This is a genomic window from Microtetraspora glauca, from assembly GCF_040656155.1.
GTDB lineage: Bacteria > Actinomycetota > Actinomycetes > Streptosporangiales > Streptosporangiaceae > Microtetraspora > Microtetraspora glauca.
The window spans coordinates 121,194-134,397 of the sequence record NZ_JBFALK010000014.1 but is presented as its reverse complement, the minus strand read 5'-3'; the positions used below and the strand labels follow the sequence as shown (position 1 = coordinate 134,397).

Annotated in this window: 16 protein-coding genes and 1 pseudogene; 7 read left to right on the top strand and 10 right to left on the bottom strand. The window is 68.9% G+C overall.

The window, feature by feature from the left end:
* Positions 1–51: 51 nt before the first annotated feature.
* On the top strand, positions 52–249 hold the full coding sequence (locus AB0I59_RS24980; protein ID WP_358136505.1) for a hypothetical protein: 198 nt from the start codon (positions 52–54) through the stop codon (positions 247–249).
* On the opposite strand, the gene AB0I59_RS24975 is transcribed toward AB0I59_RS24980, so the two are convergent.
* Positions 242–631, bottom strand: coding sequence for a pilus assembly protein TadG-related protein (locus AB0I59_RS24975; protein WP_358136502.1), 390 nt, complete (start codon positions 629–631; stop codon positions 242–244). The genes AB0I59_RS24980 and AB0I59_RS24975 overlap by 8 nt on opposite strands.
* Positions 628–1,026 carry a TadE/TadG family type IV pilus assembly protein gene (locus AB0I59_RS24970; RefSeq protein WP_358136499.1) on the bottom strand — a complete coding sequence of 133 codons (399 nt, stop codon included), beginning with the start codon at positions 1,024–1,026 and terminating at the stop codon, positions 628–630. Before AB0I59_RS24970 ends, AB0I59_RS24975 begins: the two co-directional genes overlap by 4 nt.
* A gap of 42 nt (positions 1,027–1,068) precedes the next feature.
* Here AB0I59_RS24970 and AB0I59_RS24965 point away from each other — a divergent pair, with 42 nt between their 5' ends.
* Positions 1,069–1,608, top strand: a complete 540-nt coding sequence (locus tag AB0I59_RS24965) for a DUF4262 domain-containing protein (protein WP_358136496.1) — start codon at positions 1,069–1,071, stop codon at positions 1,606–1,608.
* 5 nt (positions 1,609–1,613) lie between these two features.
* Here AB0I59_RS24965 and AB0I59_RS24960 read toward each other — a convergent pair whose 3' ends face one another.
* The 4 genes from AB0I59_RS24960 to AB0I59_RS24945 form a co-directional block, all read right to left on the bottom strand.
* The gene (locus tag AB0I59_RS24960; protein ID WP_358136493.1) at positions 1,614–1,997 is read right to left on the bottom strand and encodes a TadE family protein; all 384 of its coding nucleotides are present in this window, start codon (positions 1,995–1,997) and stop codon (positions 1,614–1,616) included.
* Complete coding sequence (locus tag AB0I59_RS24955; protein WP_358136490.1) at positions 1,994–2,185, bottom strand: hypothetical protein; 192 nt, start codon at positions 2,183–2,185, stop codon at positions 1,994–1,996. The genes AB0I59_RS24960 and AB0I59_RS24955 overlap by 4 nt, the downstream gene beginning before the upstream one ends.
* Positions 2,186–2,595: 410 nt before the next feature.
* On the bottom strand, positions 2,596–3,768 hold the full coding sequence (locus AB0I59_RS24950; RefSeq protein WP_358136487.1) for an FAD-dependent monooxygenase: 1,173 nt from the start codon (positions 3,766–3,768) through the stop codon (positions 2,596–2,598).
* The gene (locus tag AB0I59_RS24945) at positions 3,765–4,220 is read right to left on the bottom strand and encodes a GbsR/MarR family transcriptional regulator (protein WP_358136484.1); all 456 of its coding nucleotides are present in this window, start codon (positions 4,218–4,220) and stop codon (positions 3,765–3,767) included. The genes AB0I59_RS24950 and AB0I59_RS24945 overlap by 4 nt, the downstream gene beginning before the upstream one ends.
* Positions 4,221–4,681: 461 nt before the next feature.
* On the opposite strand from AB0I59_RS24945, the gene AB0I59_RS24940 reads away from it, so the two are divergent.
* Entirely contained in the window at positions 4,682–4,813 is a 132-nt protein-coding gene (locus tag AB0I59_RS24940) for a hypothetical protein (protein WP_358136481.1), read from the top strand.
* A 42-nt stretch (positions 4,814–4,855) separates the two neighbouring features.
* On the opposite strand, the gene AB0I59_RS24935 is transcribed toward AB0I59_RS24940, so the two are convergent.
* Together AB0I59_RS24935 and AB0I59_RS24930 are read right to left on the bottom strand one after the other, a co-directional pair.
* The gene (locus AB0I59_RS24935; RefSeq protein WP_358136478.1) at positions 4,856–5,008 is read right to left on the bottom strand and encodes a hypothetical protein; all 153 of its coding nucleotides are present in this window, start codon (positions 5,006–5,008) and stop codon (positions 4,856–4,858) included.
* Positions 5,009–5,816: 808 nt separating this feature from the next.
* On the bottom strand, positions 5,817–6,968 hold the full coding sequence (locus tag AB0I59_RS24930; RefSeq protein WP_358136475.1) for an acyl-CoA dehydrogenase family protein: 1,152 nt from the start codon (positions 6,966–6,968) through the stop codon (positions 5,817–5,819).
* A gap of 87 nt (positions 6,969–7,055) precedes the next feature.
* Here AB0I59_RS24930 and AB0I59_RS24925 point away from each other — a divergent pair, with 87 nt between their 5' ends.
* Complete coding sequence (locus tag AB0I59_RS24925; protein ID WP_061253965.1) at positions 7,056–7,736, top strand: winged helix-turn-helix transcriptional regulator; 681 nt, start codon at positions 7,056–7,058, stop codon at positions 7,734–7,736.
* Positions 7,737–8,003: 267 nt separating this feature from the next.
* Here the strand turns inward: AB0I59_RS24925 and AB0I59_RS24920 are convergent, their stop codons facing one another.
* Entirely contained in the window at positions 8,004–8,384 is a 381-nt protein-coding gene (locus AB0I59_RS24920; protein WP_061253966.1) for a winged helix-turn-helix transcriptional regulator, read from the bottom strand.
* 142 nt (positions 8,385–8,526) lie between these two features.
* Between AB0I59_RS24920 and AB0I59_RS24915 the strand changes: the two genes are divergently transcribed.
* The 3 genes and pseudogenes from AB0I59_RS24915 to AB0I59_RS24905 all read left to right on the top strand — a co-directional run.
* Positions 8,527–8,934: a RidA family protein gene (locus AB0I59_RS24915; protein WP_358136471.1), complete on the top strand. Its 408-nt coding sequence runs from the start codon at positions 8,527–8,529 to the stop codon at positions 8,932–8,934.
* 367 nt (positions 8,935–9,301) lie between these two features.
* Complete coding sequence (locus AB0I59_RS24910) at positions 9,302–11,569, top strand: HAD-IC family P-type ATPase (protein WP_358136468.1); 2,268 nt, start codon at positions 9,302–9,304, stop codon at positions 11,567–11,569.
* Between the two features lie 179 nt (positions 11,570–11,748).
* A pseudogene (locus tag AB0I59_RS24905) lies at positions 11,749–12,083 on the top strand (response regulator transcription factor); the annotation flags it as partial.
* 194 nt (positions 12,084–12,277) lie between these two features.
* Here the strand turns inward: AB0I59_RS24905 and AB0I59_RS24895 are convergent.
* Positions 12,278–13,024: a phosphotransferase family protein gene (locus AB0I59_RS24895; RefSeq protein ID WP_061253969.1), complete on the bottom strand. Its 747-nt coding sequence runs from the start codon at positions 13,022–13,024 to the stop codon at positions 12,278–12,280.
* Positions 13,025–13,204: the final 180 nt, after the last annotated feature.

The window sequence follows — 13,204 nt, the reverse complement described above, 5'->3', positions numbered from 1 at the left end:
AGCGCGATCGTGAAAGCCACCCACAGGAGCCAGAGGGGACATGCAAGGACCTTGACCAACACCTCGTCCGGGATCGGGGTCATCAGAGCCCGGCTCATGGCCGCCCAGGTCGGAACCTCGCGCGGGAACGGCCACCCGGCGAAGCGTACGAGCATGGCCGGAACCCCGGCCTCGATCAGCGCCAGCACGACCGCGACCACGAGCCCGCGGACCAACCGGCCGAGCACAGTGAAGACCTTCGTCATCTGATCACCCCGGTTATCCCTCGCCTGGCCGCCGCGCTCGCCCGGCCCGATACGCGGATCGAGCCCAAGCCGACCAGGCCGAGGATCTGCGTGTCCTGGACCGCATGGACGACGACCGTAACCGTCTGGCCGGACACCTCGACCGTCGCCGTGTCCGGCGTAGCGGAGACGTAGGCCAGTGCGGCAGTGCGAGCACGACCGGCGTCCAGTCGCATCTCGGCGTTGCGCCGGTAGGCGGCCAGATCGATCTGCTGCGCGCCCGCGCGGGCGGCTTCCTGCGCCTCGTTGAGCGCGCGGACCCGCGCCCCGAGCGCGAGGCCGCCGTCGACCACTATCCCGGCCAAAACGAACAGCGCCCCGACAATGGCTACCACGAAGCCGCTCACTGCGATCTCCAGTAGTCGATGGGAACGACGAACGACGAGGTCAACGCAGCGCTCCCCGGGATATGCACCATCGCGACGTCCGACAATTTCGCATGGCAGGTGACCGTTACGGTGACGTTCCCGCCCGGCCGGAACGAGCCGAGCCCGACGTTGACGCTCCTGCTCGCGCAGGTCGCACGCGTCGCCCCCAGTGCGCTTTCCACCGCGGATCGCGCGGCGGTGTCGGCCGCGCTCGGCGTACGAGCCATGGAAGCGGCTCGGGCCGCCTGATGGGCCGCGTCATTGACCTCCAGCCGCGCGGCCACAAGCCGCCCCGCCGCGACCGCGAACAACGCCACCAACATCAACAAAGGCGTCAGCAGCACCAGCTCGGCGGTAGCCGAACCCTTCTCCACGCCGCCCGGATCATGTCGGCGCCCTCGTCTACGCTCATGCTCATGACCGATCCGGCCTCCTGCCCGTGCGTCATCTGTGTCGCCCCCTGCGTCGAACTCGACGCCTTCGACCAGCGGACCATCGCGCACGTCGAGCAGTACGGCTGGAGCGTCGTGATGGTCCCCGAAGATGAGACCGGTCCTGGCTGGGCCTTCACGATCGGACTCCGTCACAGCCTCGGTTCGCCCGAAGTGGCCATGTTCGGCCTGGACCTCGACCTCATGCGCGAGTGCCTGAACACCCTGGCCAACGCCATCGCCGCAGGCCATCCAGTGTCCCCCGGGCAGGAGCGCGATGACGTAATGGAACGCCTCCCCATCGTCATCAAGCCTGTTCACGAGAGCTGGCACAAGCCTTTGTTCGGAGCTGCGCTTTCGTTCTACCGGCATCGGCCGCAGCCGTTCATGGAGATGGTCTGGCCGGACAATGCAGGGCTGTTCCCTTGGAGTGAGAGCTGCTCCCCGAGAGTCCGAGAGCTGCAGCCCTCCCTGTGGATCCCCAAGGCCGAGCACGTGCCCGGCCCGTGGGCAGAACTGCCTTGATCTGCTCATCCGGCGCCTCCGGCGTCCGGACGGAACCGTTCGACCGGACCGTACGCGACCGAGCTGACCGGGAGCTTCACGAACGGCACGACCGACGGGGCCACCCCGCTGATCTCCACCCGGGCAGCCTCGGCCGTCACAGACACCGATACGCGTGGTGAATGCAGCACCGAACCCCCGAGCTGCGACAGCAACGACGACGCCTTCGCCCGCCCGGCCTCCGTACCCGCCTCCTCGGCACGAGCGGCGGCCAGGGCTTCCGCGGCGGTCACCTCCGCGACGTGTACGGCGTGCTGCCAGACGCCGAACTGCACGACGAGCAGGATCAGGACCATGACGAACGGGAAGATCACCACGAGTTCCGTCGTCGCCGCTCCCCGATCTCTCATCTGAGATCGAGTGAGTCGACCTTGTTCATCACCTTCGACATCAACACGGCACCGACGGCGACCGCGATGGCCACGAGGATGGCGACAATGACGGCGGTCTCGGTCGTGAAGCTGCCCGCGTCCGGGCGTTTTCCAGCGGCTTCCCGGCATCGCCGCAGGCGCTCCCTGTACTCCTCGAACATGATCAAGAGATGGAACATCGGCTTCCCCCTTTTGCTCAGAACCCCGTAAGCACGGCCGCGATGGCCGGATAGCCAAGGAAGATCAGGAACCCCGCGAACAGCCCGACCGTGACGACGCTCGCACACCTTCTGTTGAATCGCCGATCGCGGTTCGGGACGAAGAGGCCGTGGGTTCAAATCCCGCCACCCCGACTCGGAAATTGCAGGTCAAGGGCCTGATCACTGGAGACAGTGGTCAGGCCCTTGATCGTTCGTTAGCGTGGCGTTAGTGGCTTGAACCCGATCACGTAACCGTTAGCAACCCCAGACAGCCCTAAAGTTCACCGCCCCTGCTGTCCGATTGAACCGCGGCTCTCAGGGCTCTGACGCGCATCCGCCAACTGGTGAGACTCGGCCTTCGGGGTAGCTCGGGCGGGTCAGCTATGTGGGAGTGCGTCAGGCGCTGCTGGCAGGATCGGGGGTGTCCAGTCCCACAGGGGACCGAGCGTGCGGGGCGCGAGGCGCGCCCACAGCGTTGAGGGAGTGAGCCGGAGGGCGAGAACGGTCAGGGCATGGGTGATCGGCCCGGCGTTGATCACTTGAAGACCGGCCTGGCGGGCGTTGCGGGCGATGGCCTGGGTTCGGGGGCGACGCTGGGCATCGTAGGCGTCCAGCGCCGCGGGTACGGGTGCGTTGTCGGCGAGGGCGGCGGCCAGGACGACGGCGTCTTCGATCGATTGCCCGGCGCCTTGGCCGCGATCAGGGCTCATGGCGTGGGCGGCGTCGCCGAGCAGGGCGATCCGGCCGCTGGTGTAGGCAGGTAGATCGGGTAGGTCGTGGATGTCGAGGTGGCGGACCTGTTCGGGCGGCGTGGCCTCCAGGAGGGTGGGGATCGGGTCGTGCCAGCCGGAGACTCGCCGCCGCACTTCCTCCAATTCGTCGTCGAAGCGGACGCCGGGCTGGTCGGCGGTAGTGCCCAGCGCCCAGTAGACCTGGCGCGGTGCGACGGGGTGGATGAGGAAGTAGCGGCCGCGGCCCAGAGTCATGCTGCCGCCCACTGGGATGGAAGTGTCGGCCAGACCGAGCCAGGCGGTGTAGCCGAGGAAGCGCGGGGCGGGGGCCTGCGGCCACAGCAGGCGGCGGGTGAGGCTGTGGATGCCGTCGGCGCCGACGACCAGGTCGGCGTCCTGCCGGCCGGCGGTGTGGGTGACGGTCACCTTCTCGGAGCCCTGGGCCAGGCCGGTGACCTCGACGCCGGTGTGCACCACGTCCTCGGGCAGCGCCTGTCGGAGCAGCCTATGCAGGGCGGCGCGTCGGAAGGCGCGCAGCGGCGGGTTCTGGCCGGTGGGGGCGCGCATCAGGTGGCGACCTGAGGGCAGGCGCATGGCGTGGGTGGCCCAGGTCGGCATGCTCGCCGCTTGGGCCTGTTCGGCCAGGCCGAGTTCGGCCAGGGCGCGCATCGCGTTGGGCGATTGCGACAGGCCCGCGCCCACCTCGCCGAAGGCGTGCACGCGCTCCAGCACATCCACCTGCCAGCCAATGCGGCGCAGGGCGACGGCGGCGGCCAGACCGCCGATGCCGCCCCCGATCACGATCGCGTGGCCGGTCATGGATCCTCCTTGTCCAGCGGTGGAGCCTGTTCGAACACCTTGGCCATCCACGCGAAGGTGGCGTGCGCTTGACGGACGCGTGCGGCCCGTTCGTCGTCGGGGCCGAGCAGATCGAGGCCATGGCGGGTGATGTCGAGGAAAGAGGCGATCCCCGCCACCTGCTGCCGCACCACCGCCTGCCAGGCGTCGTCGGCCATCCGGTAGTACATGGTGCGATCGCCCGGCCGGGTCCTCCATGTGAGGAAGCCCATGCCGGTCAGCAACCGCAGGTTCATGGTCAAAGACGCGCGGCTGGCGCCGATGGCGGCGCTGATCTGGCCGGCCGACTGCTCCGGCGGATCGCAGACCATCAGCCAGCCCAGGATCCGCCCGGCGATCGGCGGCACGCCATCGCGTGCCAGGTGCATGGCGACCTGCTCGGCCCATTCCAGCAGTTGTTCGTCATCGGCCATACGAATCCCCTCCCTTCGTGAGTTTCAGTATGAGCTAAAATCCGCGTATCCAACAAGAGGGTGAGCCGGGAGGTCTGGTCGGCCCGCGACGCGCGTCGCGGAGAAGGAGGGCTTCGGCGCCCTGCTTCTGGGCCTGTTCGCCATCGGCCTGCGACGAGCCCTGCACGCCGGCCGGGGCGCCACCTTGGGGACCCGTCCTCATCGCCACCGCAGCCATCGGCCTGGCCGCGGCTGGGCTGGTACCCGCCGATCCCGCCCTCGATTACCCGCCCGGACAGCCAGAAGGACTCACCGCCCGCTGGAGGCGTTCACCAGGCGGCCGAGCTCGCCCTGTTCGCGGGCCTCAGCGGCGCCGCCTTCGTCCTGGCCCGACGATTGGTCGCGGCCAGCCGCGCCTCAGGTTCTCTCGTCATCATCTTCGCCCTCGCCGCCGCGAGGCCGGTCAGCTCGCCCTCATCGCGATGACGAGCGGCGCACTGGTGCCGTCCACCTATTGGAGAGCGCGCGAGGTGATCAACGCCATCGAGGCACGCCGCGTGCCGGAAGCCGCCGAGCTACGCGAGGCGTACCGAGGACTGGCCCGGCCGAGCTGAGGACGCCTCCGTAGTGACCTGATCTGCTGGCGCCGCCTCAGCTCATCGCGTCAGGAGCTCGGCCGCGCGCTCGAACAGACTCAACTCGTGAGGGTCCTCGTGCCCCCTCTCCGTGAACCGCGCGTGCACGACACGGCCCCGGGCGAGGGCGAGGTCCGCCTCCACCGCATCCAGCTCCCGCTCGGCCGCGGTCACAGCCTCGGTGTCGCCCCGAAGACTGCTCGTTCGTACAGCAGCCTGGCCTGTTCGATTCGGCCGCCCGCACTCATCTCGCCCCGTCCACCGGATTCGCCCGCCTCGTCGAACCCTAGGAGATCAAAACGGGTCATGCGGGATTATCCGCCTTCTGATCCGGATGGTGCGGCAGAGCCCTCGCACAACCGGCCGTGACCGCAACCCGGCATGGTTCGGTCGCCCTGTCGTCACCTTCGGCTCTATCCGCTGTCGGTTAGGTGTGCGGACGCGAGGCGAGGCACGCTCCTGCTCACAAGCTGAGGTGCGGGGCTGTATCGAGTGACGAACCGGGTGACAGCGGCCGCGAACAACCCCGGACGACGGTGGATCACTGTGGACCGTATCCGCATGTCAGAGCCCAAATGGCCGGAGGTCAAGCCTTGATCTTGATTGCCTCGGGACGAAGAGGCCGCAGGTTCAGATCCCACCACCCGACTCGGAAATCGCAGGTCAAGGGCCTGATCGCTGGAGACAGCGGTCAGGCCCTTGATCGTTTGACCGTCTTTGACCGTCGGTCTGAACGCCTCCGGGGGTCACCGGCGGGTTCAAACGAGTTCTCCTGAGCACCTTGATCGTCGCGCCCGACGCCCGGGCGGCCACCATGGCCCGGGTCCAGGTCAGTGTCGTGATGTCACCGGCGTTCCTGGTCACGGTTTGTCGGGGTGGGGCCGCCCGGAGCCAGGCAGGGCACGTCGCCGACATGAGGCACGGGCGGGGCGGGCACGGGGGCGTGCGGCTCGGCAGCAGGTCTCGGTGTGAAGGACACCGATCACGGTCTGCGCTCCGCGTTGGCCAGCGCGGCGGTTCCGGCCAGAGCCAAGGTCGCCTCGGGGGTGATGGGGTGGAACGAGCCTCCGCGTACGTCCCGATATGCCCGCTCCAACGGGGAGGTCCGGAAGAAGGCCGCGCCTCCCACGACATCGAGGGCGAGGTCGACGATGGCCTTCGCCTCGCACACGGCGTGCCGCTTGGCCACCATCAGCGTGATCAACGTCGGCTCGTCCGCCGGAGGGTCGTCGCCGACTTCCTCGACAGCGGCGAGCAGCGCCCACCAGGCCACCCGCAGGCGGGCGGCCATCTCCCCCAGTTGACGTACCGTCGCCGGAGCAGGGTCTCCGGGACGCGCGCCGAGGACGCGGAGCGCCTCGTCGTACGCCCCCCGAGCGATGCCCAGATAGACCGCGCTCACGACGGGCGCGAAGTGAATGGCGGCGACCAGCAGCGGCCCCGCGAGCTTCCCGTACGGCCGACGACCGAGGATCTTGTCGGCCGGGACGAACACGTCGTCGAACACCAGATCATGGCTGGCAGTGCCACGCATCCCGAGGGTGTCCCAGGTCTCGACCATCGACACGCCGGGGCTGGACAGCGGTACCCCGGCGTGCAGGACCTCGGCGTCAGGTCCGGGTTCCCCGAGCACGGCCGAGGTGGAGATGACGGTGGCGACCGGCGCCTGCGAGCAGAACGTCTTCCGTCCGGTGAACCGGAACCCGCCGTCGACCTCGACGGCCGTCGTCATGGGGCACACCCAGTCCGATCCGCCGCTGGTAGCCATGATCATCCCGTCCGTGGCGACTCGGCGCAGCGCGCCCTCGGCGTCCGGCGCGCCTCGACGGTGTCGCCAGCACTGGACCAGGGTCATATAGAGGTGCATGGCCGCGGCCAGCGCGGCCGATCCCGCATGGCGAGCGAGCTCGCCCTCAGCCAGCACGACTTGACGCAGTTCGGCGCCCAGGCCGCCGAACTCCGTGGGTACGGCCAGCCGTAGGTAACCGTGATCCCGCATCGCCTGGTATGCCTCGGCGACGAAGGTAGCGTCCAGGTCGTGTTCCGCCTCGCTCGGCGCGCACCTCAGGCCGACCTTGGCGGCCAGCGCGACGATGTCGGCGTCGTGCTCGGTCGGGTTCTTTGTAAGAGTCATGGCCCGACGGTAAGAACGCCGGCCGCCCGCCTCTAGTACGAAATATGTACCACCTGGTGATTTCGTCTCGGGGTTACCCTGATCGGCGTGGGATCCTCGTACGGACAATTCTGCCCTGTCGCGAAGGCGATGGAGCTGCTCGACGAGCGCTGGACGCTGCTCATCATCCGGGAGTTGGTCACCGGAAGCCGGTACTTCAACGAGCTGCGCCGCGGGGTGCCGAGGATGTCACCCTCCCTGCTGTCCCGGCGACTGAACCGGCTGGAACGCGCCGGCATTCTGGAGCGCCGTCCCGACGGCAACCGGGTGCGGTACCTGCTCACCCCGGCCGGGCATGAGCTGCAGCCGGTGGTCGAAGCACTGGGCGCCTGGGGCATCCGCTGGATCCCTGAGCTGGGCGACGAGGACCTCGACCCGCAATTGCTGCTGTGGGACATGCACCGCAACGTCGACTACGACGTCATCCCTGAACAGCGCACGGTGGTGCAGTTCAGCTTCACCGATGTGGCAGCGCAAACCCGCGACTGGTGGCTGGTCATCACCCGCGGCGAGGCCGACGTATGCGACGACGATCCCGGCTATCCGCTGACCGTGAAGGTGATCGTGGGACTGCGGCGGATGACCGAGATCTGGCGTGGCGATCTCACCTGGTCCGACGCCCTCCGCTCCGGGACTGTCGAGGTACACGGCCCACAGGCGCTACGTCGCGCCCTGCCCCAGTGGTTCAGGCTGTCCACATTCGCCCAGGTCCCCCGGCCGCACCGCTGAGCTGATCGACACGGGAAGGAAGCGGCGCTCCAATCACCGAGGGACGGCTCGGCCGGGCTGCGCCCAGCCCCGAGCGCGCACCGCGCTACACGAAACCCGCGACCTGTCCCACTCCGCGGCCACGATCCGCATCGCCCTGATCGACCTCATGGCCCGCCGCCTCGCCGGCGAATCCATCGCGACCGGGCGAGGCACCTGACCCGAACCAGACGGAATCAGGCACGAGCGATGCCCGGCCGATGGCTTCGCGTGCGAGTGCCTCACCTGTCAGGCGTCGAAGCGGCGGCGCGATGCCTCGATGTCACCGAGGTATTCCTGGGTCCAGGCGCACATTCCATCGACGGTCGCGCGTAGGGCTCGGCCCGGCCTGGTGAGGGTGTACTCGACCCGCGGCGGCACGGTGGGGTGCACGCTCCGCTCGACCAGGCCGTTGCGCTCCAGCATGCGCAGGTTCTGGGTGAGCATCTTGTGGCTGATGCCCTCGATCTCGTTCCGCAACTCGCTGAAGCGCAGGGTGCCTTCACCGAGGGACTCGATGATCAGGAACGCCCACTTGTTGGCGACGTCCGAGAAGATCTCCCGCGCCAAAGAGTCCGCGCGTGTCAGGTCCGCTTCGTCGGGCGAACCCTTGAGCTGCTTGGTCACCATGAGGTTCCCCAGTCACTGAAAAGTGCGTTCTTCCATGTCAGCGGCCACTCTCCTACGGTTCCTGAGTAACCGCAAGAGAGCACATGCGTCGAGGTTCGGTGGAAGCGAGCTCACGGGCTCTCATGACAAGGAGGCAGGCAATATGGCCATCACCCTGGTGAACCCCAGCGGACTGCCGGAAATCGACGCCTACCGGCAGGTGTCGATCGCGTCTGGATCGAAGCTGGTCTTCATCGCCGGGCAGGTCGCCTGGGATGCCGATGGGATCACGGTCGGCGAAGGTGACCTCGCCGCTCAGGTCGAGCAGTGCTACCTGAACATCGGCACTGCCTTGGCCGAGGTCGGTGGTTCCTTCGACGACGTGGCGAAACTGACCGTCTACGTCGTCGACTGGACCCCCGACAAGCTGCGCCTGTTCCTGGAGGGGGTCGCTCGGGCGGCCGCGAAGTTGGGGGTCACCCCGGTACCGCCGGGCACGCTGCTGGGCGTCGCGGCGCTGGACGTACCCGACCATCTGGTCGAGGTCGAAGCCACCGCGATCATCGACTGAACAGGTGCTCTTCGCCCTGAGCCGCTCTTGAACCTCGGGCCTCGAACGGTGTCTCGAACGGGTTCGCTCACCTGGGCATTCGCTGGAATTCGAGGCGGCCTTCGTCTGATCATGCGCTCCGGCCAAGGCGCACGTGACCACGACGAAGGCCGACAGGTGAGTCCGCTGCCTGATGCTGTTCCAGGGAGGCGTTCGCGGAAGCGTCACCTCCTGGGCGCGGTCCGGCGCGGGTCTGCCACCCTGTACGGCGTGCCGCAACGTGTGGAACCGGCTACCCGAGAACTGGCAGTCTCTTAGCCGGAAGATCCGCCGGATTCAGGGGCTTTGGGGGAATTGAGTGGACGGGCTCACGTCAGCGCAAGTGGCCGTGGCGAAACGCAACGACGTACCGCGCAGGTCGAGCAGATCCTTCGGCGCGATCGTCAGAGCCAATGTCCTCACCCTGTTCAACCTGGTGATCGCCATCCTGTGGCTGCTCATCATGATCTTCGGCGAGTGGAAGGACGGGCTGTTCGGGCTGGTCATCGTGGCCAACTCGCTGATCGGCATCGTGCAGGAACTACGCGCCAAACGCACCCTCGACCGCCTGGCCGTGGTCAACGAGGCTCCCGTCAGGGTGCGCAGGGACGGCTCGGAGCGGGAGATCGCGCCGCGCGACGTCGTGCTCGGCGATCTCATCCTCGTCGGGCCCGGTGACCGGCTGCTCGTCGACGGCGAGGTCGTCGCCTCCGAGGGGCTGGAGGTCGACGAGTCGCTGCTGAACGGCGAGGCCGATCCCATTCACAAGGAGCCGGGCGACCAGGTGCTGTCGGGCAGCTTCGTCGTCGCCGGCTCGGGCGCGTTCACCGCCACCAAGGTCGGCGCGGACGCCTACGCCGCGCGCCTGACCGCCGCCGCGAGCACGTTCGCGCTGGCCCGCTCCGAGCTGCGCGACGGCGTCGCCCGCTTCATCAAGTACATCACCTGGCTGGTCGTCCCCATCGGCGCGTTGCTGATCTACAGCCAGGTTGGCCACCACGCGGACTTCGGGACCGCCATCACCGGCGCCGTGGCCGGCATCGTCACCATGATCCCCGAGGGGCTGGTGCTGATGACCAGCATCGCCTTCGCGGTCGGCGTCGTACGCCTGGGCCGTCGCAAGTGTCTGGTGCAGGAGCTCCCCGCGATCGAGGGCCTGGCCAGGGTGGACGTCCTGTGCCTGGACAAGACCGGTACCCTCACCGCCGGCGGGATGGACCTCGGCGAGGTGCTGCCGCTGCGCGATGGCGAGCCGGTCGAGGACGCTCTCGCCGCCCTCGCCAACGCCGACCCGCGCCCCAACCCCACGGCTCAGGCCATCCAGGCCCGCTACCCCTCCGCACCGCCCGGCTGGACGGCCAGGCACCGGGTGCCGTTCTCCTCCGCCCGCAAGTGGAGCGGCGCGGACTTCGACGGCCACGGAGCGTGGATCCTCGGCGCTCCGGACGTCCTCATCGACCCCGGCAGCCCCGCGCATGCCGAGGCGAGCGCCCTCGCCTCCACCGGTGCCCGCGTGCTCGCGCTCTGTCGCGCCCCCGGCCTGGACGGGCAGAGCGGGCAGGGCGCGGAGGCCGTCGCGCTTGTCACGCTCACGCAGCGCCTGCGCCCCGACGCCCAGGAAACCCTGGCGTACTTCGCCAAGCAGGGCGTCACCGTCAAGGTCATCTCTGGCGACAACCCGCAGGCCGTCTCCGCCATCGCCACCACCCTTGGCATACCCGGGGGCGACAAGGCCGTCGACTCACGCACCCTCCCCGACGACGACCCGGACAAGATCGCCGAGATCCTCGACGCCAACACCGTTTTCGGACGGGTCACCCCCCATCAGAAGCGGATGTTCGTCGGCGCGCTCCAGTCACGCGGCCACGTGGTGGCGATGACCGGCGACGGCGTCAACGACGTGCTCGCGCTCAAGGACGCCGACCTCGGCATCGCGATGGGCGCGGGCAGCCCCGCCACCAAGGCGGTCGCTCAGGTGGTCCTCCTGGAGAACCGCTTCTCCACTCTTCCCTACCTGGTGGGCGAAGGACGCAGGGTGCTGGCCAACATCGAGCGCGTCTCCAACCTGTTCCTCACCAAGACCTTCTACGCCATCACACTGTCGCTGCTCACCGGCGTGATCGGGCTGGCCTTCCCCTTCGCGCCGCGGCACTCCACCCTGGTCAACGCGCTCACCATCGGTGTCCCCGCCTTCTTCCTCGCGTTGGCGCCCACCCTTCAGCGAGCCGAACCGGGGTTCGTGCCCCGGGTGCTGCGCTTCGCCGTACCCGCGGGCGTCGCGTGCGCGGCCGCGGTGCTCCTGTCCTTCTGGGCCGGGCACATCCCCGCCTCCACCCTGGAGCAGGACCGCACCTCCGCCGTCATCACCCTGTTCCTGGTCACCTGGTGGGTGCTCGTGCTGGTCGTACGCCCCGTGACGGCCTGGCGGATCGGGCTGGTCGCGGCCATGGCCGGGCTCTTCGTGCTCGCGCTCACCCTCCCGTTCGTCCAGGACTTCTTCGCCTTCGATCCCGGCGACCTCTATGACAACCTGATCGCCGTGGCCATCGCCGCCGTCGGGGCCGCGGTCATCAGCCTCGCCGTCAAACTCACCCCGCCCTTGAGACCACGCCGATGATCAGTAGGCGGTGACCGGTTTCTCAGCCCGGTGGGGCGCGACGGCGGCGCTGAACTCCGTGCAGGACCTCACGTACCCGCTGTGGTGGCGGATCCTGCCCGGGGACGACGCCGCCCCCACCTTCGTGTTCTGGACCGTCGGACCGGGGATGGCCCGCCTGCAGGCACTGCCGGGGCAGCGGGTCCTCGAGGCTCGGCTATCTGCTCAAGGAGCGGGTCGGCCGCGTCGAGCAGTTCCTCGACGCCCTGCACCGGGTGGCCGGTGGCGGCACGGCCATCGACCCGGACGTCGTCACGCAACTGCTCACGCGCACCCGTACCGACAGCGGGCTGGAACGGCTGACCGCCCGGGAACGCGACGTGCTCGCCTGATGGCGGAGGGCCTGGGCAACGCGGCCATCGCCGAACGGCTCTTCGTCACCGAAGGCGCCGTGCACAAGCACATCCGCAGTATCTTCGCCAAGCTCGACCTGGCGCCCACCGACCGGGCGGACCGGAGGGTCACCGCCGTCCTGCCGCAAGAGCTGGGTTTCGGCTCGGGGATGACCTGCCGGCGGAGGCTACGGGACCGGCGCCAGGCCGGGGTGTGGCAGAAGCTGCACGAACTACTGCTGGGCGAGCCGCATGCCACGGGCAAGCGTGACTGGTCCAGGGCGGTGATCGACAGCTCCCACACAGGACTTTTCATAGCAGTCGGGCCCGCGCAGCCTCACAGCCGGGATCTCAGCACGTCGACCTCACAGCCCGGCGCGAACGGGTCGAAGCCGTGCTCGACCAGCCAGCGAACATTCAGCAGGCTTCGCACCGACCCCCACGCGCGGATCACGTCGAGGTCGACGTCGGTGCCGTAGCCGGCGACGACGTCGCCGAGGTGCTCCTCGTGTCCGAGCGTCACGGTGGCGAGGTCGTACAGGGCATCACCTTGGCCTGCCTCGGACCAGTCGATGATGCCCGTGATCCCGTCGCCGTCGACGAACACGTGATCGATCTGCAGGTCGCCGTGCGTGAAGACCGGTGTCCACGGCCGGAGCGCGGCCTCGGCGACCTGGCGGTTGCGGGTGACCAGGTCGGCGGGCAGGACGCCGTTCGTCACGAGCCACTCGCACTCGCCGTCGAGATCCGCCGCCAACTCGTCGAGGCCCCGGCCGGCCTGGCCGGACCTGGGCGGCAACGGCGCGTCGTGCAACCTCCGGATGGCGGCGCCCGCCGCGGCCCACGCTGCCGGGGACGCGGTCGACGGCTCGCCGAGGCGGCCGAGCGCCGTCCCCGGGACCGCGGCGATCGCGAGCACCGGCGGCTTGTGCCACAGGACCTTCGGGGTCGGGACCGGCGCCAGGGCCATCGCCTCGACCTCGACGTCGATGCGCGCCTGATCGGCGTCCACCTTCAGGAACACGTCGCCGACGCGCAGGGTCGCGCGCTCGGAATGGGCGACGACCATTTTGACCTCATCCATGGGCGACCAGTATCCCGGGGGCGATCGTCGACTTCACCGGGTTTATCGCGTGCGATCGCGCGGCTGACCGCGTCCCGCTACCAAGCGGCCTCGTGCGCGACACCGACCGCTGACCAGGTCAAGTCCACCACTTTTGTTAGGAGCCCTTCAGAGGACACCCGGCGCCGCGGCTGAGCCCGC

What these genes read in the sequence shown, in the direction of transcription:
- AB0I59_RS24965 (WP_358136496.1), top strand. Translation starts at nt 1,069, where the DNA reads ATGACCGATCCGGCCTCCTGCCCGTGCGTCATCTGTGTCGCCCCCTGC.
- AB0I59_RS24960 (WP_358136493.1), bottom strand. Translation starts at nt 1,997, where the DNA reads ATGAGAGATCGGGGAGCGGCGACGACGGAACTCGTGGTGATCTTCCCG.
- AB0I59_RS24950 (WP_358136487.1), bottom strand. Translation starts at nt 3,768, where the DNA reads ATGACCGGCCACGCGATCGTGATCGGGGGCGGCATCGGCGGTCTGGCC.
- AB0I59_RS24945 (WP_358136484.1), bottom strand. Translation starts at nt 4,220, where the DNA reads ATGGCCGATGACGAACAACTGCTGGAATGGGCCGAGCAGGTCGCCATG.
- AB0I59_RS24940 (WP_358136481.1), top strand. Translation starts at nt 4,682, where the DNA reads ATGACGAGCGGCGCACTGGTGCCGTCCACCTATTGGAGAGCGCGCGAG.
- AB0I59_RS24930 (WP_358136475.1), bottom strand. Translation starts at nt 6,968, where the DNA reads ATGACTCTTACAAAGAACCCGACCGAGCACGACGCCGACATCGTCGCG.
- AB0I59_RS24920 (WP_061253966.1), bottom strand. Translation starts at nt 8,384, where the DNA reads ATGGTGACCAAGCAGCTCAAGGGTTCGCCCGACGAAGCGGACCTGACA.
- AB0I59_RS24915 (WP_358136471.1), top strand. Translation starts at nt 8,527, where the DNA reads ATGGCCATCACCCTGGTGAACCCCAGCGGACTGCCGGAAATCGACGCC.
- AB0I59_RS24895 (WP_061253969.1), bottom strand. Translation starts at nt 13,024, where the DNA reads ATGGATGAGGTCAAAATGGTCGTCGCCCATTCCGAGCGCGCGACCCTG.